Raw genomic sequence first — 25,230 nt, forward strand, 5'->3', positions numbered from 1 at the left:
GACATATCAGGATAAAATTTGGACAGGTGCTGTAAAATGTTGATTTATAGCACTTAATCATATTGCTTTGGAGTGCATCCAAAGGTTGCTTGGAAACATTTGGAGAAGTAAGATGGGTTGGAATACCCCACCATATACATGACTTCAGCAATGGTAAATTTCTTTTGTTTAAGCAACATGGCGGCCTTTTTCATCCGGATGGACTTGATATATTCTACAGGGCTCATACCGGTAAGCTGTTTTACTTTTCGGTAGATTTGTTTGCTGCCGCTGCCCGACAGGTTGCATAGGGTATTGACATTTAAGTCTGAATCTGAAATATGGTCTTCTATTAGTTGGGTGATGGTCATCAGGAACTTCTCGTCCTGTGACACCAGATTCTCTTCTTCTTTAGGAGTGGTGATGTGGCTGATTCGGGCCTGGCTCTCATAGAACGTCTTGCTGCGTAGCATTTGGGCGACCTTGTTGCGCAGCAATTCCGCTTCAAACGGTTTGGAGATAAAAGCGTCGATGTTCGATTTCAGGCTGCGGTTCTTGGTTTGCGGGTCGTCTTTTGCGGTAAGCATCAGGATGGGAATGGCAAAAGTAGACGCTTGTTTCTTTAAGAGCCGACTCATCTCCATACCGTCCATTACGGGCATCATGTAGTCAGAGATAATCAGGCTGGGACTGTATTTTTCGGCCAGATTCAAACCTTCCTTCCCGTTTGAAGCGGTCAGGAAACGGTAGCTTTCTCCTAGTATCTGCGGAATCAGTTCGTGCATGTCTTGGTTGTCGTCTACCACAAGGATAAGCGGGTGGTCTGTTCCTGGAGTGACGGAACTCGGAGAGGATGGTACATTTTGTATGTGTGTTTCATGCTGCAAATCCTCATCTATCGGGAAAGTGAGGACAAACCGGGTACCTTTTCCTTCTTGTGAGGTCACATTGATGGTGCCATGGTGTACCTCCGTATAGTTTTTTACGAGGTAAAGTCCGATGCCGGTTCCTTCGTGTGTCTTTTGGGTACGTGGAGACTGGAAAAAACGTTGGAAAATGTAGGGTAATTCATTCGAGGGAATACCGATACCTGTATCTTCGAAAGTGATGCATACCTCTTTCGTAGAGGAGGAATAAGTAAGATCGAGCTGGATTTTTCCTCCTTCTGGCGTATATTTGACTGCGTTGGACAGTAAATTCCGAAAAATGGAATCCATCTTTATGGCGTCTACATCCATATACAACGATTCGGTATTGCTGTGGAATTCCCATTGATGGGCATGTGCCACCAGGTCTGCTTCCTGAAAGTAAGAATAGATTTTGCGCAGCAAGGATACCAGTTCCATTCGTGACAAGATGAAGAGAGTGTTCTGTGCGTTGTCTATTCGGTTGAACTCAAGCAACTTGTGAATCATCTCGTTCAGTAGAAGGGCATTCCGGTAGGCGATGTCTATCATGGACTTTTGGGGGCCTTCGTGTGTATCTATCCGCAGTTTGCTCAGAGGAGAAACAATCATGCTGACAGGCGTTTTCAGGTCGTGTGAAATGTTGGACAGGAAATTCATCTTCTGCTGCGACTGTTTCAAAATCTGTTCCTTTTCCATTTTTTCCAACCGTAAACGGCTTTTGACGCGGAAGAAGTTGATAATCCACAGAATAAGGGCAAGCGTGAGGATGAGGTAACAGAGTTTGGCGTAGATGGTATAGTACCATGGCGGAAGAATGGTCAGTGTGAACAAAGGCTGTGCATTGTTCGTATCTTCTGCTTTGCAGATGAAAAGCTGATAAGTGCCGTGCTCCAGGTTGTTGTAGGTAATTTGGTTACTGTGAGCGGGCAGGTTGTGCCATGTCTCATCTACCCCTTCCAGTTTGTAGACAAAAGAAGTTTGTCCGCTCCGGGTATAGGGGAAATCGGAAAAGGAGAATACAAAGTTGTTTTGTGTGTGCGTAACCTCCGCTTTCTTGCAGTAGCGCACGCTTTGGTCACAGGTGAAAGGTTTTCCATTGACGGTGATACGAGTCAGTAGGATTTGGACAGGCTGTTCTTTCTCATGGATGATGGCAGGCTGACATTCACCGATTCCGTCATTCCCTCCCAGCAGGATGGTGTGATGCTGTGAGTCATAGTACACGTGAGTGAAGAGCTGTTCAGCAAGTTGTAAGTGATGAATGTCGTGGGTTGATTTTTCTACTGTCCATATTCCTTGTGTAGTGGAAATCCATATATAGCCTTCAGCTTCTGCCATGGACAGAATCTGCAGATTGGACGAGTCTGTGAGCTTGATGGCTTGATGTCGTTCCAACCGAGGGTCAATGCAGTACACCATATTGTGGCTCCCGGCCCAGATGAATCCGGCTTGGTCACACAGAATGAAACTGGGAATCACCTGTTGGTCCGTAGAAAGGGTGTACGAGGTGATATGTCCGTCATTGATGTGCAGTTTTTGTATCTCGTGATTGTATGGCAATATCCAGATATTCCCTATACTGTCGGGCACAATCTGGCTGACGAACATACTTTTGAGTCCGTCTTTGGTCGTGTAGTTTTCGTCGGCAAGGTATAAGTCTCCTTTGCTGTGTATCAGTTTTTGCTTGTCCACCCTGAATATACCTCCCAGGCAGGTACCTATCCATAATTGTCCTTTAGCATCTTCCAGTATGGAATAAGCCCAGTTGGCATTGTAGGTATGTGTACTGTCGGTGATATGGTAATGAATAAACTGCTGGTTCTGTGGGTTGTAGCATTCGATACTTCCGTCTGTTGCAATCCATACGTCGTGTTCTCTGTCTTCATAAATGTGGCGGATACGATTGTGTGAAATGGGGAAATCTTTCTTTCCCATTTTATACCACCGGGCTGCAGCGGGGCTGGGAGGTACCAGAATCAGTCCGTCGCTGCCTCCTAACCATCGGTTGCCTTTTGAATCGTTCAGGATAGAATAAAATTGGTTGCCCTCCCGGCTGTCACAGATTTGCCATACCGACGTGAATTTGTACAGTTTGTTGCTTTGGGCGATGGAAACACCGTTGTCACTGCCAATCCATACGTTGTGGTTTTTGTCGGTGAAGATACACCATACAATGTTATTGGTCAATGAATGAGAGTCTCTGGAGTCATGCAGAATGTGAGTGGTATGCGATTGTGGATAGTTGTACACGAAGAGTCCGTTGTCTGTACCGATAAGAAGATGATGGTCGGAATCAAAGTTAAGTGATTTTACGGAATTGTGTTGAAACGTGTCAATGGCACGCCCCTTTTCGTTGGTTAAGTCATAACGGATGAGATTGCCTTCCATACCAATCCATACGCAGTGGGTCAATGTATCTTCCAGAAGTGCATTGATGAACTGGTTTTTATGGGTCTGGTCGTGTGGAAGCTCGATGTGCCGAAAAAACTTCTCCCCTTTGGATAGAGAGCAGAGACCATCGTAGGTACCTACCAAAAGTCGTCCGTCTGTGAGTTGTAACAGAGAGTAGATGGCGGCGTGAGGTAATCCATGTGTCTCGGGCGTATAGGCTTGTTGCGTATGTTGGTCTAGATGAAAACTGTATAAACCATGCAGGGTTCCTATCCACAGGGTCCTTCCGGTAAGCAGCAAGCAACGGGTGTCGTTGGGAAACCGGATGGGAAGTGGGGTATAACGGTCCGTTTGGTAATCATAGCATAAAATGCCGTTGTCAGTAGCCAGATAGAAAAAATGGCCGTCTTGCACCTCGTCGTATATGCGTACGTTGCTTTCCTGACCGTACATGTAATGGGTTTGGAAAGTATATCCGTCAAAGCTGAGTAGTCCGGAATTGGTCCCCATCCAGATAAGGCCGCTCGAATCTTGCCAAATGGCGTTGACTACAGAAGCATCCGTATTGGTATGTAATTGCGTCAATTGCGAATAAGATATGGTTTGTGCCTGGAAAATCCCGGACAAGAATAAGGTCAGCAGTAGGAGGATAAAACGCATATTTTCATGTAATTATTTCAGGGATGTGACTACAAAGATAGTTCCTTTATCTATAAATACAAATTTTATGGGTAAAGAAACATATTGGGAGTTGTTGTTTTTCTTAATGCCTTTTAAATCGGAGGTTGAAGTTCTTAATCTATGTTATAAAACATGCGTAAACGTGCACAATACTTGCATAATTCCAGAAAGTCCGTACCTTTGCATCGTGTTTTTCATAGTATTAGATTTAAGGTTAACAAAGGTTGGAGTTCAGCGGAACTCCTTTTTTTATGCCTTTATCTGAACGACAGGAAAAACGACAGCTTGTATAGACTCTTATTAAGATACAGAAGAATGGCCGAACTTTCACCCGAAACGCTACAGTTTATCCGTGCACATCGTACAGAGGATGTGCGTACCTTGGCCTTGCAGGCCCGTAAATATCCGCAGGTAGATATGGCGGCGGCTGTGGTGCAGATTGCCGGCTGGCAGATTGCCGAGAAGAAAGTGCCCCTTTGGGCGCAGACCGAGGGCATCCGGTATCCGGCCCACCTGTCTATGGAACAGTGCTCTTCGGAAATCACGGCTCGCTACAAGGCTTCGTGGCTGAAAGGCGATACGATGGCCGATTTGACGGGCGGACTGGGGGTAGACTGTTCTTTCCTGGCACGAAACTTCCGGAAAGTGGATTATGTGGAGCGGCAGGAAGTGCTCTGTGAACTGGCCCGCCACAATTTTCCGTTGCTCGGTTTGCCGCAGGTCACGGTGCATGAGGCGGATGGAGTGGATTATTTGCGACAGATGGAACCGGTGGACTGCCTGTTTCTGGACCCGGCCCGTCGTGACAGTCAGGGAGGAAAGACCGTAGCCATTGCCGATTGTGAACCGGATGTGCAGAAACTGGAGCCGTTGCTGGTAGAGAAAGGACGCACGGTGGTGGTGAAACTTTCGCCCATGCTCGACATTTTTTCTTCGCTGCGGGAGTTGAAATACATCCGTCAGATTCACGTAGTAGCTGTGAATAACGAGTGCAAAGAGTTGCTCGTAGTACTCCAAAAACCGGAAAAATCGGCTTCAGAAGCCTCAGAAGAGGTGTGGATAAGTTGTGAACAGGCTGTTAATAACTTTTTGACGGAACCGTTTGTCTTCACTTATGCACAGGAGAAAGAAGCCCGTTGTCCGCTGGCGGAAGAAGTGGGGAATTACCTTTATGAACCGGGGGCAGCCTTGTTGAAAGCAGGACCTTACCGCCTGTTGGGAGCGCGTTTCGGTCTCCAGAAACTGCATGTGAACAGTCATTTGTATACGTCGGAGACGTTGGTCGACTTTCCGGGACGCCGTTTCCGGGTGCTGGAAGTGTCTGGTTTCGGGAAGAAGGAACTGAAACAGTTGCTGCAAGGAGTGGACAAGGCCAACCTGACGGTACGTAATTTCCCGGCGTCGGTGGCGGAACTCCGGAAAAAATGGAAATTGAAGGAAGGCGGCGACGTGTATCTTTTTGCCACTACCTTGGAAGGCGACCGACACGTGGTCATCAAATGCGTCAAGGCATAGGCCTCTACTCGAAAATTGTCAAAAAATCATACAGCGGGTGTCTAATTTTTAGACACCCGTTTTTTATAGGCGTTTTATTGTTTGTTGATAATCAGCTATTTAAAAGATTGGCACGGACTTTGTATAGGATTTAGTGGAAAATAAAATTCCAAAATGAAAATATGAATCCTATAAAACGATAAAATTATGATTAAGATTGAAAACCTGACAAAAACGTTCCGTACCACGGAAGTAGAGACACTGGCACTGAATAAAGTAAGTTTGGAGGTAAGAGACAAGGAATTTGTAGCTATCATGGGACCTTCCGGATGCGGAAAGTCTACCTTATTGAATATTATGGGGCTGCTGGACAATCCGACTTCGGGAAGCTATTTCCTCGACGGAAAGGAAGTGGGCAGCCTGAAAGAAAAAGACCGTACCAATGTGCGCAAGGGAAACATCGGTTTCGTGTTCCAGAGCTTCAACCTGATTGACGAGTTGAACGTGTTTGAGAACATCGAACTTCCGTTGACGTACCTGAAGGTGCCTTCTGAAGAACGGAAACGCCGGGTGAATGAAATCATGCAGCGGATGAACATCAGCCACCGTGCAAAGCACTATCCGCAACAGCTCTCCGGTGGTCAGCAACAGCGTGTGGCCATTGCCCGTGCCGTGGTTTCCGGACCGAAGATTATCCTGGCCGACGAGCCGACCGGTAACTTGGACTCCAAGAACGGACAGGAAGTGATGGAACTGCTGACCGAACTGAATAAGGAAGGAACCACCATTGTGATGGTGACACACAGCCAGCGTGACGCAGGTTTTGCCGGACGTGTCATCAACCTGTTCGATGGCCAGATTGTGGCTTCTATTGCGGAAATGTAAAAACGGTGCTTTATGAAACGTGCATTGAAAGGACTGTTTCGAAAAGGAGAGGCCAATGTGGTCAAGATTGTCTGCCTGAGCGTGGGACTGGCCATCGGCCTGGTCATGCTGGCGGAGGTCATTTTCGAACGGTCGTATGATAATTTTCTGCCGGGGTTGAAAGAAACCTACCGGGTGGAAGAACGCTACAAACAGAAAGGCGTCGACTGGAAGGAGTTCACGCAGACTCCCGGTGCCATCGGACCGGGGTTGCAGCGCTATTGCCCGGCGGTGGAGGTGGCCACCCGTTTTACGGGGATTGGGTCGATGACGCTGACGACGGAAGACCATAAAGAACTGGATGGGCAGGCTTATTTCTGCGATAGTACCTTCTTCCGGGTCTTCCCGCGGAAACTGCTGATGGGCGAGGAGCCTTATACGGGGTTGGAAAAGGCCAACAATGCGTATATCTCTTCCAAACTGCTGGAGGTGGCAGGCGAACAGATTATCGGGAAAACCTTGTCGTGGAAACAATACCCTGAGTTCCATGTGACCGTGGTCGGGGTGTTCGAGGCTTTTCCCGAGAATACCCATCTGCCACAGATGGATGTGCTCATTGCCCTGCCGACCATCGGGCAGGTGTCTTACGATGGAACGAACAACTGGCTGGGAAATGACCGTTACAAGACCTATGTCCGTCTGCGGAAAGGGAGCACTCCAGATGACTTGAAGGAAGGTATGGACCGCATGCTGGAAGCGAATCATGTGACGGAGGCAATGGAGCGTGCGGGAAATGAGTATGATCTTACTCTCCGCCCCGTAGCCGAAATATTCACTTCGTCCGATTACAACCGCATCATGAACATCGTGTTTCTGAGTTTTGCGATTATCATGTTGCTGGTAGCTGTACTGAACTATATCCTGCTGGTGGTTTCGTCCATGGTGAGCCGTGCCAAGGCCATTGCCACTTACCGTTGCTACGGGGCCGGGAGCGGCGACATTTACCGGATGATTCTTTCCGAGTCGTTGCTGCACGGACTGATCAGTCTGGCTCTGGCCGTATTGATTATTTTCGGCTTGCAGGATTTCCTGCAAGAACAGGTCGGACACAGTCTGGAGTCACTTTTCCCCTTGTCTACCGTATGGGTCTGTCTGGCAGTGACGGCCGGAGTGATTCTGCTTTGCGGAGTGATGCCGGGGTATCTCTATACCCGTATTCCGGTGACCTACGCTTATCGCCGCTACACGGAAAACAAGCGGAGGTGGAAACTGGGACTGCTGTGCTTGCAGTTCGCGTTGACCACATTCTTTGTCTGCCTGCTGACGGTCATCGGCCTGGAGTATAACACCTTGATGAATTTCAACCCCGGATTTGAATACCGGAACACCTTGTATGCCGACCTGTCGGGCAGCAAGATGGTGGAACGGGAACGCTGTGTGCAGGAACTGAAAAAACTGCCGGAGGTAAAGGCGGTTACCTGGGGCTACCAGCTCCTGTCGGATCATTGCAGTGGAAACAATGTGTACAATCCGGAAACAGGAGAAGAATACATGAACATTGCCGACATGTATTATGTAGGTCCCGATTATCACAAGGCTTTCCGGATTCCGGTCATCGAAGGAAATGTGTTTACCCCTACGCTGACAGATTCCTTGTCGCAGCAGGTGATGGTGAGCCGTCAGTTCGTGGAACGCATGAAAACACTGGCCGGATGGACAGGTTCCCCTATTGGGAAGTCGGTATATATTACCTCACATTCGGATAACGGAGTTGTGGCCATTGTTTGCGGGGTGTACGAAGAAATTCATTTGGGCTCTCAGGTTTTGGAAGAGCATGACGAGCGTCCTACGGTGATGTTCTATCGAAATAGACCTTCGGGTTATTTATATGTAGCGTTGAACCGGATGTCGCCCGAGGCCATGAAGCAAGTGCAGCAGGTGGTCGACCGAACGGTTGCTTCCCAGCAGCTGAAGGTGTACAGCCTGTCGCTGGAGATAGGAAACCTGTACAATGCCGTGTTGCACGTACGCAACAGCGTACTCTTTGCAGGCTTGTGTATTCTGATTATTGCCCTGACAGGACTGGTGGCCTATGTGCGCGACGAAGTGTCACGCCGCCGGGCGGAAATCGCCATCCGCATCATCCACGGGGCTTCGATGGCCGACGTGCAGAAAATCTTCCTGCTCGATTTGCTGAAGATTGCCCTTCCGGCTGTGGTGATTGGGGCCTTGTGTGCCTGGAAAGTCGGCGAACAGCTCTTGCAACTGTTTGCGGTGAAAATCGACCTCACCTGGTACCTGTTTGCCGGATGTATGCTGCTTGTCTGCGTGATTGTCTGGCTGGTGGCCTTCGGACTGGTGTGGAAAGCTGCCCGGGCCAATCCCATGGAGAATTTAAGAACAGAATGATAATATGAAGTAAAAAATAATTGGAGGTAAAGACTTATGAAATTTGGAATGAATATACTTACATTGGCCTATGCCATGGCATGTTTCAGCTGTATGGGAACTGCCCATACCGTTCAACCGAGTCAGAACTATCAGACGGAACGTCGTACCATCGGGAATATACAGGAAGTGTCTACGCTCTCTTCCATCGATGTGGTGTATCACCAGACTTCCGGCCAGCCGTATGCGGAAATTTATGCATCCGACAATGTGATGCCCTACGTGGTGCTGAAGGAATCGAAAGGTGCGCTGAGCGTGTATTATCAGGATGGAACCAGTATCCAGGGAGAGAACCGTTGCCGGGTAGATGTATATGCGCCGTCTGTCAGTCGCTTTACGACGATGGCTTCCGGCGATATCGCCATTCCTAAAGGACTGCGTACGGAAGGAAGCATCCGTTTCCAGACGAATGCCAGCGGTGACATTGAATGTCCCACGGTGCAGTGCGGCAGTTTCGAGGCCGATATCAATGCCAGTGGAGACGTGGAAGTGCAGGAAGTCAACTGCAGGAAGTTGCAGGCTCGCATCAATGCCAGCGGCGATATGAAAATCAATAAAGCGGTGTGCCGCGATGCTGCCTTGGCGGTCAATGCGTCCGGCGATTTCATCCTCTCCAATCTGCAGTGCCAGGAAACTTTGGAAGGTACGGTCAACGGCAGTGGCGATATGTTGGTATCGGGCCGTTGCCTGAAGGCCGTGCTTCGTGACAACGCTTCCGGTGATTTGGATGCCGGCAGCCTGAAGGCCGAGGAGGTGGATGCAGCCGTCCATGGTTCCGGCGATTTGTCTTGCCGGGCCTCCCAAAAACTTACGGCACAATCCTATGGCAGTGGCAACTTGGTGTATGCCGGTAACCCTTCGCAAGTGACAAAAGAAGGAAAGCACATTTATAAAAAATAAAATATAGAAAATCTCTTTTAAAGTTAAGTGGGGTGAAAGGTCCGTGAGGTCCTTTCACCTTTTTTGTGGGGCAGTCCGGACTCTTTAGCAGGAGGCTGTAAGGTTTCCCCGGGCAACCTTGTAGCAGGGAGATGAGAATGCAAGGGGGATGAGCTGAGAACCCCTTTCCTCGTTTTAGGTTTTCCGAGGCGGAAACGTAGGTTTTCCTTATGTGAAACGTAGGTTTCCCCCGTGAGAAACGTACGTTTTCCACAAGGGAAACATAAAAAACTTCGGGACGGAAGCGGATAGGTGTCGGGAGGTTTTCTCATCTGGAGCGTTTTGCTACATATTTCCTATTTTTTGGAAGGATTGTTCTATTTGAATCGGTGGTAATATCCTATTTTTGTACATCTTAAAAATAATATCGATGAAAAATGTATGGTTATTGCTCGCCCTTTGGGGAGCGTTTGCAGTGCAGCTGCATGCACAATGGAAAATGGTGGATGGAAAAATCCGTACGCAATGGGCCGAACAGGTGACGCCCGAGAATGTGTGGCCGGAATATCCGCGTCCCATTATGGAACGGGAAGACTGGAAAAACCTGAATGGACTGTGGGATTATGCCATTGTAGAGAGAGGCAAACATGTGCCTGCTACATTCGACGGGCAAATTCTGGTGCCTTTTGCCGCAGAGTCTGCCTTGTCGGGAGTGGGCAAGACGGTCGGTGCGGAAAAGGAATTGATTTATCGCCGTTCGTTCGACATTCCTTCTTCGTGGAAAGGCAAAAAGGTGCTCCTGCACTTTGGTGCGGTCGACTGGAAAACGGATGTGTGGGTGAACGAGGTGAAAGTGGGCAGTCACACCGGAGGATTTACTCCTTTCTCTTTCGACATTACGGAAGCCTTGCAGGGAGGAAAGAATACGGTCATGGTGAGAGTCTGGGATCCGACCGACCAAGGCTATCAGCCGCGGGGAAAGCAAGTGTCCCGTCCCGAAGGAATCTGGTACACTCCTGTCACCGGAATCTGGCAGACGGTCTGGCTGGAACCTGTCAGTGAATCTTATATTCAAGACCTGCGTATCACACCGGATATCGACCGTTCGCTGCTCTTTGTGCAGGCGGCGGTGAATGAAGCCCCGGCAAAAGGACAGGTAGAGGTGAAGGTTTTTGACGGACAGGAACTGGTGGCACAGGGAAAGAGCCTCAGTGGCGAGTGTGTACAGATTGAAATGCCCGAGAAGGTCAAGCTGTGGTCGCCGGACAGTCCTTTCCTTTATACGTTGAAGGTGTCCTTGAAACAGGGTGGAAAGGTGAAAGATGAGGTAGCCAGCTATGCCGCCATGCGGAAATATTCTTCCCGGCGTGATGCGAACGGGATTGTGCGGCTGGAACTGAACAACCGACCGTTGTTCCAGTTCGGTCCGCTGGACCAGGGCTGGTGGCCGGACGGACTGTATACCGCTCCTTCGGATGAGGCTTTGCGCTATGACATCCAGAAGACAAAAGATTTTGGTTTCAATATGATTCGTAAGCACATCAAGGTAGAGCCTGCCCGCTGGTATACCTACTGCGACCAGATGGGAATCATCGTATGGCAGGATATGCCCAGCGGCGACCGTAATCCAGAATGGCAGAACCGGAAATATTTTGAAGGCACGGAAATGAAGCGGAGTGCCGAATCGGAAGCCTGCTACCGGAAAGAATGGAAAGAAATCATGGATGCCTTGTACTCCTATCCGTGTATCGCTACCTGGATTCCTTTCAACGAAGCTTGGGGGCAGTTTAAGACGCCGGAGATTGTGGAATGGACGAAGCAATACGACCCGACCCGCCTGGTCAATCCGGCCAGCGGAGGAAACCACTACACCTGCGGTGACATGCTGGATTTGCACAATTATCCGGCTCCGGAGCTGTACTTGTATGATGCGCAGCGGGCTACGGTGCTGGGAGAGTATGGAGGTATTGGCTGGGTAGTGCCGGGCCATATCTGGGAACCCGACCGCAACTGGGGCTATATCCAGTTCAATTCTTCCAAGGAAGTGACCGACGAATATGTGAAATACGCGGAACAACTGTACAACTTGATTCCGAGAGGCTTCTCGGCTGCCGTGTACACCCAGACCACGGATGTGGAGGTAGAGGTAAACGGACTGATGACCTACGACCGTAAAGTCATCAAAGTGGACGAAAAGCGGGTCAATGCCGTCAACCGTAAGCTCTGCGGGGCGTTGCGTGAAAAATAGAGGCGGTAAATAAAAAAAATGTACCTTTGTCATTATGAGGAGGAAACAAGCTGTTTTATATGGTATATTGACCGCATTATTGTTCTTTTGTGGATTGGAAGGGGCGTTCCCGGCTCCTTCCTCCTATTATTTCCGGACATTAGGCATCAACGACGGGCTTTCACAGAGTACCGTGAATGCCATCTTGCAAGACCGCCGCGGCTTCATGTGGTTGGGAACGAAAGACGGGTTGAACCTGTACGACGGAGAGTTCCGGGTGTTCCAGAAGGAGAACTCTTCATTGGGCAATAATTTTATTACGGCATTGTGCGAGGACCGCGAGGGATGTATATGGGTCGGTACCGATGCCGGAGTCTATATTTACCAGCCGGTGCGGGAAACGTTCCTGCGCTTGGACGAGGTGACGGCATCGGGAGATGAAAATATTACCCGTTCGGTCACGTGGATTACCCTCGATGCGCACGGAAATGTCTGGATTTCGGCCGACAATCAGGGATTGTTCTGCTACGAGAAACAGAAAAAGCACCTGAAGCGATGCATTGCCTGTGGGGAGCCGGGAACCGCCAACGTGACGCATTTCTGGTTTGAAGGCGGCAAGCTGTGGGTGGGCCGTTATGAAGACAACCTGTACTATTCGGAAGATTACGTCTCTTTTCAGGCATTCCGGGATGCAGATGGAAAAGAAGATTTCAAAGGGATGGTCATCAATTCCTGCACGAAGGGACTGCATAATAATCTGTATGTAGGTTCTTCCAAGGGGTTGATGGAGATAAACCTGACGACTCGTAAGGTCCGGAAACTGCTGGACGAATATGTGCGCAGCATTTGTTTCCGGTCGGATACGGACTTGTGGGTCGGTACGGAACAGGGATTGTTTATCTACGAGGTGACCACCGATAAATATGTACATCTGACCGTGCCGGAGACGGATGAGCGGTATGCACTTTCCGACAATGCCATTTACAGCGTGTGTAAAGACCGTGAAGGAGGCATGTGGGTAGGCTCCTATTTTGGCGGAGTGAATTACTATCCGTATCCGTACACGTATTTTGAGAAATACTATCCGCGGGAGAACCTGCGCTACATGGGACGACGGGTACGGGAGTTTTGTGCGGGGGACGATGGCACTTTGTGGATAGGTACGGAAGACAAGGGCTTGTTTCATTTCAATCCTTCCAAGGGGGAGATTGTTCCTTTTTCTCATCCGGAACTGGGACATAACATACATGGCTTGTGCCTGGATGGGAACACCTTATGGGTGGGAACCTTTGCCAACGGACTGAGCCGTATAGATTTGCGTACAAAGTCGCTGACGCATTACAGCAGGGGAAGTGCCCCCACTACGTTGAACTCCGACAATGTCTTCTCGATATGCAAGGCCAGTACAGGGGATATCTGGATTGGAACGACCTCTGGCCTGCTCCGCTATAACCGTGCGACCGATGATTTCCTGCGGATTGAGGAGCTGGAGAACGTGTTTGTGTACGATATTCTGGAAGACAGTCAGGGCAGATTATGGATGGCCACCTATTCCGACGGGGTTTTTTGCTATGATTTGCCCCGCAAGCACTGGAAACAGTATCAATGGGTGCCGGGAGATACCGCTTCCTTGCCTTATAACAAGGTTATCAGTATCTTTGAGGACAGCCATAAGCGGCTGTGGTTCATGACGCAGGGGGCCGGCTTTTGCCGTTTCTGTCCGGAGACGGACAACTTTGTCCGTTATGACATGTCGCAAGGTTTCCCCAGCAACATCGTGTATAGGATGGTGGAAGACAACGACGGAAAGTTGTGGCTGAGCACAAACAAGGGGTTGGTGGCTTTCCAGCCCGAAACGGGTAGCAAGCATGTCTATACAACGGCCAACGGGCTGCTGAGCAACCAGTTTAATTATCAGTCTGGATTGAAGGGCCGCGACGGTGCCATCTACATGGGAAGCGTAGACGGGTTTATCGTCTTTCATCCGTCCGAATTTGGAGAGAACAAACAGGTCTCTCCGGTGGTGCTGACCGACTTTTTCTTGTGGAACAAGCGTTTGCCGGTAGGTGAAAAGTCGTCTCCTCTTGCCAAGAGCATTACGTATTCGGACGTGATTGACCTGAATGCCGGGCAGAATTCGTTTTCGTTGAGGGCATCGGTATTGAGTTATCAGGCTCCCTTGTCGAACGTGGTGAGGTATAAGTTGGAGGGCTTCGACAAGGAATGGTACACCTTGGAAGGGGGAAACTCAAAAATAAGTTACTCGAATTTGCCTTATGGCACTTATACCCTGCGGGTGAAAGGTGCCAACAGCGACGGTGTGTGGAATCCTCAGGAGCGTATCTTGAAGATACAGGTACATCCTCCTTTCTATCTGTCGTGGGTAGCCTATGTCATTTACGGGGTATTGCTCGTCGGATGGGTGTTGCTGACTGTCTATTATTTTTACCGGCGGAACCAGCGCAAGCATGTGCGGGCGATGGAAATCTTGAAGTATGAGAAAGAGCGTGAGCTGTATACGGCAAAGATTGATTTCTTCACCAATGTGGCTCATGAGATACGTACTCCCTTGACCCTGATAAAAAGCCCTTTGGAAAATGTGTTGTCTTCCTCACACCTGGATGAAAGTGTGAAGGATGATTTGGAGATTATGGACCTGAACACCAACCGTCTGCTGGATTTGGTCAACCAGTTGCTTGATTTCCGCAAGACGGAGACAAATGGTTTCAAGCTGAACTTCATGGATTATGACCTGTCGGGCTTGTTGCAGAAGATGTATAAACGCTTTACACCCTTGGCGCGCGGGAAGAACCTGAAGTTTCTTCTTGACATGCCGGCAGACCTGCATGCTTCGGTCGATAAAGAAGGGTTTACGAAGATTGTCAGCAACCTGTTTACCAATGCCATCAAATACGGTGCCACTTATATTCAGGTGAAACTGCAGGTGGAGGAAGGCCAGGACTGGTTACGGTTGTCGGTGGAAAATGATGGCCCGGTGGTTCCCCTGAATGAGCGGGAAGAGATTTTTAAGCCCTTCAAGCAATATCGGGAGGGCAATGCACAAGTGCAAGGCACGGGAATCGGGCTGGCACTGGCCCGTTCCTTGGCCGAATTGCATGGTGGAAAATTGTGGATGGATAAGGAGCTGGACTGCAACCGGTTCGTGCTTCAGCTTCCTTTACGGCATGCGCAGGCCTTGAGTCTGCCTGAGGCGGAAGGGGAAGAGGAAAAGATGCCTGTACCTGCATCGGAAGAAATGCAGCCGCCTGCACAACCCGACACTTTCTGCTATACTTTACTGGTGGTGGAAGACAATGCCGAGATGCGCAGGTTTTTGCAGAAGCAGCTCTCGGATACCTATAAAGTGCTGACGGCTGCCAACGGGGTGGAGGCTTTGAAGGTACTGAAGGAGGCCATCGTGAATCTGGTACTTTCGGATGTGATGATGCCGGAGATGGATGGAATGGAATTGTGCAATGTCATCAAGTCCGATTTGGATTACAGTCACATTCCGGTGGTACTCTTGACGGCCAAGACTACCCTGCAATCGAAGATTGAAGGCATGCAGATGGGAGCGGATGCCTACGTGGACAAACCTTTTTCCATGGAATTTCTCCGGGCCTGTATTCAGAACTTGCTGAAGAATCGCGAACAGCTGCAGGCAGCTTTCATGCATGCGCCTTTTGTACAGACAAACAGCATGGCCATCACCAAAGCCGACGAGGAATTCCTGAAAAAAATGAATGAGGTGGTGCAGGCCAATATGCAGAATCCGGAATTCAGTTTGCTGGACATGGCCGACCAGCTTTGCATGAGCCGTTCCAGTCTGAACCGCAAGATAAAAGGCATCCTGAATGTCACGCCGAATGATTACATCCGCATTGAGCGTTTGAAGAAAGCGGCCCAGCTTTTGAAGGAAGGCAACTGCAAGATTAACGAGGTGTGCTACATGGTTGGCTTTAATACTCCTTCTTATTTTGCCAAATGTTTCCAGAAGCAGTTTGGTATGCTGCCCAAAGAGTTCCTGAGTGAAAAATAAGGTGGTAGGGCAGGAATTCGGGCATTTTGATTGAATTGTGCTATGAACTGGCTGTATCGTGGGATAGTTTTTGGAGGAAGGAGCTTACCTTTGTGTGGAATCAAAAAGTACACGTATATACTTTAAATTTAAGATACAAATGAAAATCAAGTGTTTATTCTTGGGGCTCGTTCTTTCATCCAGCCTGTATGCGGCTGACAAGTATTCCAATCCGGTGATTGATTACAGTCTGCCCGACCCTTCCATTATCAAAGGGGATGACGGTTATTTCTATCTTTATGCCACGGAGGATATCCGTAATCTACCGATTCACCGTTCCCGGGATTTGGTGAACTGGGAATTCGTGGGGACTGCGTTTACTGATGCCACGCGTCCTGATTTTGAACCTGACGGAGGGCTTTGGGCGCCCGACATCAACAAGATAGGCAATCAATATGTGTTGTATTACTCGATGTCTGTCTGGGGAGGAGAGTGGACTTGCGGCATTGGTTGTGCGGTAGCCGACCGTCCGGAGGGACCGTTCAAGGACTGCGGCATGATGTTTCGGAGCAATGGCATGAAGGTGCAAAACTGCATCGATCCGTTTTACATAGAGGAAGACGGACAGAAATATTTGTTCTTTGGAAGTTTCAGCGGTATTTATGCGGTGGAACTGCGCGAAGACGGTTTGGCGGTGAAGGAGGGGGCAGCCCCGAAGCAGGTGGCAGGAACCGCTTACGAAGGAACTTATATTCACAAACGCGACGGGTATTACTATCTTTTCGCTTCGGTTGGAAGCTGCTGTGAAGGATTGAAGAGCACTTATACGACGGTGGTGGGACGGTCTGCAAACTTGCTGGGCCCTTATGAGAACAGAAAGGGAGAAGGCATGCTGGACAATCATCACGAGGTGCTCATTCATAAGAATGCGCAGTTTGTAGGAACCGGACACAATTCGGAAATCGTGACCGATGAGGCCGGGAACGACTGGATTCTGTATCATGCGGTGAGCGTGAAGCATCCCGACGGACGGGTCCTGATGCTCGATAAGGTCTCCTGGAAGGACGGATGGCCTGTGGTAGACGGGCAGAGTCCTTCTATTTCTGCGGAAAAACCATTTTTTAAGACTAAAGAATAATGCAATGAACCTAAGAAGATTATTATCAGTAATGGCTTTGGGGATGGGAGTATTGGGGGTACATGCCTTTGAGTATGGGCCGTCGAATGTGTCGGCTTCCATTGCCTTGAAAGTGCCGGGGAATAAGGCTGTGCAGTATCCGCTGACGTTAAATGCGTTGTCGGAGAGTGAGTTTGATTATCAGTTGTCAAGCCATCATAAGTTGCCCGTCCTCTTGTATCAGAATGTGACGGGAGAGGGACAGACGAAGCAGGTGCACGTATGGATTGTGGCCCTGGAGGATGTCTATTTTAATTTTAGCGAACAGCTCAAGTCGGATGCACGCCATGAAGACTGTCTGTTCTACATGCCGGGCTTCTGGTACCGGCGGAACTTGCGGTCGCCCAAAGAGGCCCCTTCCTTCCATACTTCAGACAGCTGGGTGGTGCGTGAAGACCGTTTGAGCACCCCGATGACGACGATTTTTGATGAGAAAAATAAGAAATCTCTTTCTGTGACTCGCCTGTCAGCCTTTGGAGAGGAAGCCCTGACTACACACAAGGAGGGAGAGGTGATTCTTTCAGGGAGAACTTCCATCGGTTATACGGGATTTGAGAATGTAGGGGGTACGGCAACACTGGCTTTCGGTTATCCTTATAAGGAGGCTCCTAAAACCTATATCCGTAAGCTGACGCTGGCTCCCTCGGTCGAGGCCTATCAGTTTCTGAAGAAAGGAGAGACTTTGACGCTGACCTGGGAAATTCACGAAACGGAGGCAACGGATTTCTCGGATTGTGTGAAGCAGGCCTGGGAATACAGCTATGATTTGTATAAGCCGGCTCCGGTGGAAACACCTTATACGACCGACTTTGTGAAAGAGGTGTTGAGTAATTTCTTTGTGGAGAGTTATGTGGACGATGCTGTCACGAAATACTATTCCGGGGTGGAATTGCAGACGGCCACCTGTGATAAACTGGATGTGGCCGAAGTGGGTTTTGTGGGCCGTACCTTATTGAATGCGTTTAATGCCTTGGAATATGGGGAAGAAAAGCAGCGTCCGGATTTGGTGGCCAATGCCAACCAGATTTTTGATTCTTATCTGGAGCATGGATTTTCTGCGGCTGGATTTTTCAACGAGGTAGTACATTTCAAGCGTAATTTTGTGGAAAGCATCCATAGCATCCGTCGTCAGTCGGAAGGCGTGTATGCGGTGTTGTATTATCTGGATTACGAAAAACGTCAGGGACGGAAACATCCGGAATGGGAAACACGTCTGAAGACCATGCTCGATGCCTTTTTGCGTCTGCAGCACTCCGACGGCAGCTTCCCGCGCAAGTTCAAGGATGATTTCTCTCTTGTGGATGCTTCCGGAGGAAGCACTCCGTCTGCCACTCTTCCATTGGTGATGGGGTATAAGTATTTTAAGGATAAACGTTATCTGGAAGCAGCGAAGCACTCTGTCGGCTATCTGGAAAAGGAACTGATTTCCAAGGCGGATTATTTTTCTTCGACATTGGATGCGAACTGTGAGGACAAGGAGGCTTCCTTGTATGCTTCTACGGCAGCTTACTATCTGGCCTTGGTGACCAAAGGAAAGGAACAGGCGCATTATGCCGAACTGGCAAGGGAGGCGGCTTATTTTGCTTTGTCGTGGTATTATACCTGGGACGTACCGTTCGCCAAAGGACAGATGTTGGGCGACCTGGGACTGAAAACACGCGGTTGGGGAAATGTGTCGGTGGAAAACAATCACATTGATGTGTTCGTTTTCGACTTTGCCGATGTGCTGCATTGGCTGGCGAAAGAATTCAATGAGCCTCGTTTCACTGCATTTTCGAATGTCATCAGTACGTCGATGCGGCAGCTGTTGCCCTACGAGGGCCATTTGTGTGGAATCGCCAAGAAAGGATTCTATCCCGAAGTGGTGCAGCATACCAACTGGGATTATGGAAAGAATGGAAAAGGGTATTACAATGATATCTTTGCGCCCGGATGGGTGGTCGCTTCTTTGTGGGAGCTGCTGTCACCGGGGCGTGCAGAGCGTTTTTTGGAATAGAATGACCGGAATTCTCCGGGATTTCCTTTGATGGAACAGGATGGCTTGCCGTGCAAGAAGTATTTCTTCACAGAAGCCATCCTGTGCGTTTATTCTCCTACGCTGAGTATTTCCACCACTTCCATCACGCCGTCGTATTCAGCGGCAAAGCCTTCGGTGGCACGCCCCTTTAGACGTACTTTCAGTTGGGCCGGTATGGCCGCATACGGAGGAGCTTCTGGAGAAAGAGCCGCCTTGTACCGGGTTTCCAGTGTGCCCGAAGGGTCACTGACCCAGTAGGCCGTGGTATCTCCGTCGATTGTGAAACTCTGGGCTTCGTGTCCCATCAGCAGTTGGCCATGTACTATCCGGATGGAGTCGGGGGATACGGCTTCCACGGAATTTTCACTGTTTTTCTGGGAGCCTGAGCCACAGGCGGCCAGCAGGCTGAGCCCCAAAAGGTAAATGATTTTTTTCATGATTCAAGTAGGTTGTTTAAGGGTTATTGTTGTGAAATAAGAAAAGCGGTGTAAGCTACATAGCATATCACCAGCAAGGCTCCTTCTATGCGGGTGATGGTCCGTTTTTTGAAGAACCAGCCCACCAGCCAGAAAAGGATGGAAGAGCCTACCAGCACTGCCATGTCGATGTTGTTGATATTACCCATGGGGAGAGGGGAGAGGGTGGCGCTGCATCCCAGCACGAAGAACACGTTGAACAGGTTGCTGCCAATCACGTTTCCGATGGCAATACCCGGATTCTTTTTCAAGGCTGCCGTGACGGAAGTCGCCAGTTCGGGCAGGGAGGTACCTCCGGCCACCAGTGTCAGGCCGATGATGGAATCGCTGACCCCCAAGGAGCGGGCAATGCCACTGGCTCCGTCCACAAAAAACTGTCCGCCGAAAATCAGTCCGGCCAGTCCTCCCAGAATATATACCGCCGATTTCCAGGCCGGCAGTTCCTTTACTTTCTGTACTTCGTCGTCCTCTTCATTCCCGTTGCGGGCAATGGCGAAAGTGTAGCGCATGAAAATCAGGAAAAAACCCAGCAACACCAGACCGTCTATCCGGCTGATGATATTCTGGCTTCCTCCGTCCAGCAGACAGTCGTTGGCAAAGCAGGTCAGTACCAGGGCCGAGAGGATGACCAGTGGAATTTCCTTGCTCAGGGTGCCTTGTCCCACCTGGATAGGAAGAACCAAGGCAGTACACCCGATAATCATCAGTACATTGAAGATGTTGCTTCCCACCACGTTGCCGATGGCCATTTCCGCGCTTCCCTGCAAGGCAGACAGTACACTGATGACCAGCTCGGGAGCGGAAGTGCCGAAGGCCACGATGGTCAGTCCGATGACCAGGTCGGAGATGCGGAAGCGTTTGGCTACGGAGGCTGCTCCGTCTGTCAGCCCATTGGCTCCCACCAGAATCAGGGCTAATCCGCCAAGTAATAATAGTAAATTCATCCACATAATTAGGTTCGTTTTTTATTTTCGTTTGTTGGTCGCAAATATAAGCAAGAATATGCAAAGACTGAAATTTGTCGTTTTAAATATAAGAGAAAGACAAGAGGGGGAAATGCATGATTTTCTTCCCTTTTTTGCACGAATAATTGTTGTATGTGATACACCAATTCTCTATCTTTGCACCAAACGTTAACATGTAAAGTATATGAGAAACAGAATCCTGTCTTTATTGTTCTTGCTTCCGTTCATCTCGGAATCGTTGTCTGCCGCCCTGGTGGATGAAAAAGATTATGTCGCGTATTTGTTCACTTATTTCACGGGAAACCACATCAGTGAAGAGGCGGTGTGTTATGGGGTAAGTATGGATGGATATACCTACTATGCCTTGAATCACAACAAACCGGTGATTGATTCGAAGGTAATCAGTTCTACGGGTGGTGTGCGTGACCCTCACATTCTGAGAGGGGAAGACGGCCAGACGTTTTACATGGTGGTGACCGACATGGTTTCCGACAACGGATGGGATTCGAACCGGGCGATGGTGCTGTTGAAATCGACAGACCTGGTCAACTGGTCGCATTCGGTGGTGAACATACAGAAACGTTATCCGGGACAGGAAAAACTGAAACGGGTGTGGGCGCCTCAGACTATTTTCGACAAAGAGGCAGGAAAATACATGGTCTATTTCTCCATGCAGTATGCCGGAGGACCGGACGTCATCTATTATGCGTATGCCAATGACGATTTCACGGACCTGGAAGGAGAACCGAAACCGCTTTTCATCCCGGAAGACAAGAACTCTTGCATCGATGGGGACATCGTATTCAAAGATGGGGTGTATCATCTCTTCTATAAGACCGAAGGACATGGCAACGGCATCAAGGTAGCAACTACCCGTGCGTTGACTTCCGGCAAGTGGGAAGAACAACCGGACTACAAGCAGCAGACCAAGGAAGCCGTGGAAGGTGCCGGTACGTTCAAGTTGATTGGACAGGACAAATACATTCTGATGTATGATGTGTATATGAAAGGTGCTTACCAGTTTACGGAAACCACCGACCTGAAGCATTTCAAGGTGATAGACCATGCGGTAAAGATGAACTTCCATCCGCGTCACGGTACCATCATTCCGATTACCCGCGCCGAACTGAAGCGCATCACGGACAAGTGGGGCAAACCGGCCGAGCTGGGTGAGCTTCCGGTGAATCCTGCGTTGCCGGGATTCCATGCCGATCCTGAAGTGCTGTATTCTCATCAGACGCAGCGTTATTACATCTATTCTACCACCGACGGACAGCCCGGATGGGGAGGATGGTATTTCACCGTATTTTCTTCTGCCGACCTGAAGGACTGGCAGTATGAAGGGGTGATGTTGGACTTGCGTTCGCCGCAGGTGCCATGGGCCAACGGAAATGCCTGGGCACCGGCCATTGAGGAAAAACTGATTGACGGAAAATACAAATATTTCTTCTATTACAGCGGTAACCCGAACGACGATTCCGGTAAGAAAATCGGAGTGGCAGTGGCCGATTCGCCGGTAGGGCCTTTCAAGGACATGGGCAAACCCATTGTGACGGATTCGCCGGTAGGACATGGCCAGCAGATTGATGTGGATGTGTTCACCGATCCGGTATCGGGCAAGTCGTATCTGTACTGGGGAAACGGCTACATGGCCGGTGCGGAACTGAACGACGACATGGTATCCATCAAGAAAGAAACCTTGAAGGTGCTGACCCCGAAGGGAGGTACGTTGAAAGACTATGCTTACCGCGAAGCTCCCTATGTGTTCTATCGCCAGGGTACTTACTACTTCATGTGGTCGGTAGATGATACGGGTTCGGCCAACTACCATGTGGCTTACGGCACGTCGGATTCTCCGTTGGGACCGGTTAAGGTGGCCAAAGACCCGGTGGTGCTGATACAGGACCCGTCACAGGAAATCTATGGGACTGCACATAATTCAGTGGTACGTAAACCGGGAACCGATGAATGGTATATTGTCTATCACCGCATCAACAAGAATTACTTGGACAAGGATAAAGGGCCGGGCGTACACCGTGAGGTATGCATCGACCGGATGGAGTTCAACGCCGACGGTACTATCCAGCGTGTGAAAGTATCCAAATAAACGTTCTCATTAAATCTTTTACTCAATGAAACACCTGACACACTTGGCAGCTTTGTGCGTCTGCCTTACCAGTCTTCCTGTATCAGCACACGTGCAGGAAGTGATGAACGAACCGGATTCGGTCTACTTGTTCTCGTATGCCACTGTAAAGGATGCGGGACGCAGCGGGTTGAAACTGGCGTGGAGTCCGGATGCCGACCGTTGGTTCAGTATCGGCAACGGGTATGGCTATGTGAAATGCGATTACGGGACCTGGGGGGCCGAGAAGCGCATGCTGAATCCTCATCTGACGCGGGATGCAAAAGGCGTATGGCATTGTGCCTGGCAGTTGAACGAAAGCGGAAAGGAGTGGGGACAGGCCACTTCGCCAGACTTGATGAAATGGAATCCGCAGACGTATTACCTGCAGACGCCGGGAGAAGGAACTGGAATCCGGGGAAGTGAAACCCGCAAGAAAGCGGTTGTGGACGGTGTAGTAGAACAAGGATATATGCAGAAAGTGGCCTGGGAGGAGGTGGACCGACTGTTGAAGTTTGTCGACTACCGGGCCTATAGAGACCAATTGCACAATGAACGGACGGAACAGGATGGCCAACGCTTTGCAGGGTTGGCTCCTGTATCCTTGCAGCTGACAGTCCGTGAGGAAGAAGCCAAGCCTATCAGTGACAAACTGATGGGGATTTTCTTTGAAGATATCAACTACGGAGCCGATGGCGGGCTTTATGCCGAACTGGTGCAGAACCGTGATTTTGAATATTCTTCGCAAGACGGGGCCCCTCAAGGATTTGACAGTGGTTATGCCTGGAGTATATGGGAGAACGGGCAGTCGTCGGCTGTACAGGTGGCCACGGAGCATCCTTTGCATGCCAATAATCCGCATTATGTGGTGTGGCAGGCCAAACCGGGAATGTCTCTCCGCAATACCGGCTTCGACGGGATTACGCTGAAAAAAGGTGAGAAATATGATTTCTCTCTCTTTGCCTCTATGCCCGAGGGCAGTAAGGGGGGAAAGATAGTGGTGCGTTTGCTGGATGCCCAAGGCAAGGAAGTGGCACAGTCTTCCGTAAAGGTGAAGGCGGGCGACTGGAAAAAGCAGACTGCGGTGCTGACGGCACAGGCCGATGTGGAGGCAGCGGTCCTTTCACTGGAGCCGGAACTGACGGGAGAATTGCACTTGGACATGATTTCACTCTTCCCGCAAAAGACCTTCAAAGGACATAAGAACGGGTTAAGAGCCGATTTGGCACAGACTTTGGCCGACTTGCATCCTCGTTTTATGCGTTTTCCGGGCGGTTGTGTGGCCCATGGAAACGGAATTGACAATATTTACCGTTGGAAAAATTCCGTCGGTCCGCTGGAAGCCCGCAAGCCGATGCGGAACCTGTGGGGGTATCATCAGACGCTGGGGCTGGGATATTTCGAATATTTCCAGTTCTGCGAAGATATAGGGGCAGAACCGTTGCCAGTCTTGGCCGCTGGAGTGCCGTGCCAGAATTCAGCCTGTATCCCGGGCAAACCTTTGAGCGGCGGACAGCAAGGAGGTATCCCCATGGAGGAAATGGATGCCTACGTGCAGGACATCCTGGACTTGATTGAATATGCCAACGGCGACCCGAAGACCAACAAATGGGCAAAGATGCGGGCCGAAGCCGGACATCCGAAACCGTTCAACCTGAAATACATCGGCATCGGCAACGAAGATTTGATTACTCCGATTTTTGAAGAACGCTTTGAGATGATTTTCAAGGCCATCCAAGAAAAATATCCGGAAATCACTGTCATCGGTACGGTAGGTCCTTTCTATGAAGGTTCAGACTACGAAGCGGGATGGAAATTTGCTACCCGCCTGCAGGTGCCGATGGTAGACGAACACTATTATAATACACCGGGTTGGTTTATCAATAATCAGGATTATTACGACCGTTACGACCGTTCCAAACCCAAAGTATACCTGGGAGAGTATGCCGCTCACTTGCCCGGTCGTCCGAACAACATTGAAACGGCCTTGGCTGAGGCCTTGTACCTGACGTCCGTCGAACGGAACGGCGATGTGGTATCCATGACTTCGTATGCGCCGTTGCTGGCCAAGGAAGGACACACCCAGTGGAATCCCGATTTGATTTATTTCAACAACAAGGAAGTGAAACCGACCGTAGGTTATTACACCCAGCAGCTTTACGGACAGAATGCCGGTGACATGTATTTGCCGGCCGACCGGCGGATAGACAACTCCCGTCAGGATGTACAGCGCCGAATCGGTACGTCGGTGGTACGCGACAGCAAGACGGGCGATGTGATTGTGAAGCTGGTCAACCTGCTGCCGGTTCCGGTCAAGACCCAGTTGAACGGGCTGACATTGCAGGAAGGACAGGCTACCTTGCATGTACTTTTCGGAAATCCGACCGACCAGCAGGCGCGTCCTGTGAAGAAAGAAATCTCGGTAGCAGATTTGTCTCAATATGAAATGCCGGCCTATTCTTTGAACGTAATCCGTATTCATTCGGAAAAAGAAGGGAACTGATTGATTCTTGTTTTGCTTTTGACGGATTTTTGATGGCTGGATATAGAGGAAAAGGTCTAATTTTGAACAGCAATATTA

General features: G+C 49.7%; 13 protein-coding genes. 10 read left to right on the forward strand and 3 right to left on the reverse strand.

From position 1 onward, the window contains the following. Positions 1-53 precede the first annotated feature (53 nt). Positions 54-3,863 carry a hybrid sensor histidine kinase/response regulator transcription factor gene (locus tag BQ7480_RS02155; protein ID WP_235816626.1) on the reverse strand — a complete coding sequence of 1,270 codons (3,810 nt, stop codon included), beginning with the start codon at positions 3,861-3,863 and terminating at the stop codon, positions 54-56. Between the two features lie 411 nt (positions 3,864-4,274). Between BQ7480_RS02155 and BQ7480_RS02165 the strand changes: the two genes are divergently transcribed. The 8 genes from BQ7480_RS02165 to BQ7480_RS02200 all read left to right on the forward strand — a co-directional run bounded on the left by BQ7480_RS02165 (position 4,275) and on the right by BQ7480_RS02200 (position 19,062). Then, positions 4,275-5,474, forward strand: coding sequence for a THUMP-like domain-containing protein (locus BQ7480_RS02165; protein WP_072541534.1), 1,200 nt, complete (start codon positions 4,275-4,277; stop codon positions 5,472-5,474). A gap of 186 nt (positions 5,475-5,660) precedes the next feature. Further along, positions 5,661-6,338, forward strand: a complete 678-nt coding sequence (locus tag BQ7480_RS02170; protein WP_022352824.1) for an ABC transporter ATP-binding protein — start codon at positions 5,661-5,663, stop codon at positions 6,336-6,338. Between the two features lie 12 nt (positions 6,339-6,350). After that, complete coding sequence (locus tag BQ7480_RS02175; RefSeq protein ID WP_072541535.1) at positions 6,351-8,726, forward strand: ABC transporter permease; 2,376 nt, start codon at positions 6,351-6,353, stop codon at positions 8,724-8,726. Positions 8,727-8,774: 48 nt separating this feature from the next. After that, complete coding sequence (locus BQ7480_RS02180; protein ID WP_161946425.1) at positions 8,775-9,665, forward strand: GIN domain-containing protein; 891 nt, start codon at positions 8,775-8,777, stop codon at positions 9,663-9,665. Between the two features lie 409 nt (positions 9,666-10,074). Beyond that, positions 10,075-11,892: a glycoside hydrolase family 2 protein gene (locus BQ7480_RS02185; protein WP_072541537.1), complete on the forward strand. Its 1,818-nt coding sequence runs from the start codon at positions 10,075-10,077 to the stop codon at positions 11,890-11,892. A gap of 34 nt (positions 11,893-11,926) precedes the next feature. Beyond that, complete coding sequence (locus BQ7480_RS02190; RefSeq protein WP_072541538.1) at positions 11,927-15,910, forward strand: two-component regulator propeller domain-containing protein; 3,984 nt, start codon at positions 11,927-11,929, stop codon at positions 15,908-15,910. Between the two features lie 139 nt (positions 15,911-16,049). Further along, positions 16,050-17,027: a family 43 glycosylhydrolase gene (locus BQ7480_RS02195; RefSeq protein WP_072541539.1), complete on the forward strand. Its 978-nt coding sequence runs from the start codon at positions 16,050-16,052 to the stop codon at positions 17,025-17,027. 4 nt (positions 17,028-17,031) lie between these two features. Next, on the forward strand, positions 17,032-19,062 hold the full coding sequence (locus BQ7480_RS02200) for a hypothetical protein (protein WP_072541540.1): 2,031 nt from the start codon (positions 17,032-17,034) through the stop codon (positions 19,060-19,062). Between the two features lie 89 nt (positions 19,063-19,151). Here the strand turns inward: BQ7480_RS02200 and BQ7480_RS02205 are convergent, their stop codons facing one another. Further along, complete coding sequence (locus tag BQ7480_RS02205) at positions 19,152-19,520, reverse strand: hypothetical protein (RefSeq protein WP_072541541.1); 369 nt, start codon at positions 19,518-19,520, stop codon at positions 19,152-19,154. Between the two features lie 23 nt (positions 19,521-19,543). Then, positions 19,544-20,503, reverse strand: coding sequence for a calcium/sodium antiporter (locus BQ7480_RS02210; protein ID WP_072543855.1), 960 nt, complete (start codon positions 20,501-20,503; stop codon positions 19,544-19,546). A gap of 205 nt (positions 20,504-20,708) precedes the next feature. Between BQ7480_RS02210 and BQ7480_RS02215 the strand changes: the two genes are divergently transcribed. Together BQ7480_RS02215 and BQ7480_RS02220 are read left to right on the forward strand one after the other, a co-directional pair. Next, positions 20,709-22,631 (forward strand): glycoside hydrolase family 43 protein, encoded by a 1,923-nt coding sequence (locus BQ7480_RS02215; RefSeq protein WP_072541542.1) that lies wholly within the window; start codon positions 20,709-20,711, stop codon positions 22,629-22,631. Positions 22,632-22,656: 25 nt separating this feature from the next. Beyond that, positions 22,657-25,152, forward strand: coding sequence for an alpha-L-arabinofuranosidase C-terminal domain-containing protein (locus tag BQ7480_RS02220; protein WP_072541543.1), 2,496 nt, complete (start codon positions 22,657-22,659; stop codon positions 25,150-25,152). Positions 25,153-25,230 lie beyond the last annotated feature (78 nt).

The organism is Bacteroides mediterraneensis (genome assembly GCF_900128455.1).
Classification (GTDB): domain Bacteria; phylum Bacteroidota; class Bacteroidia; order Bacteroidales; family Bacteroidaceae; genus Phocaeicola; species Phocaeicola mediterraneensis.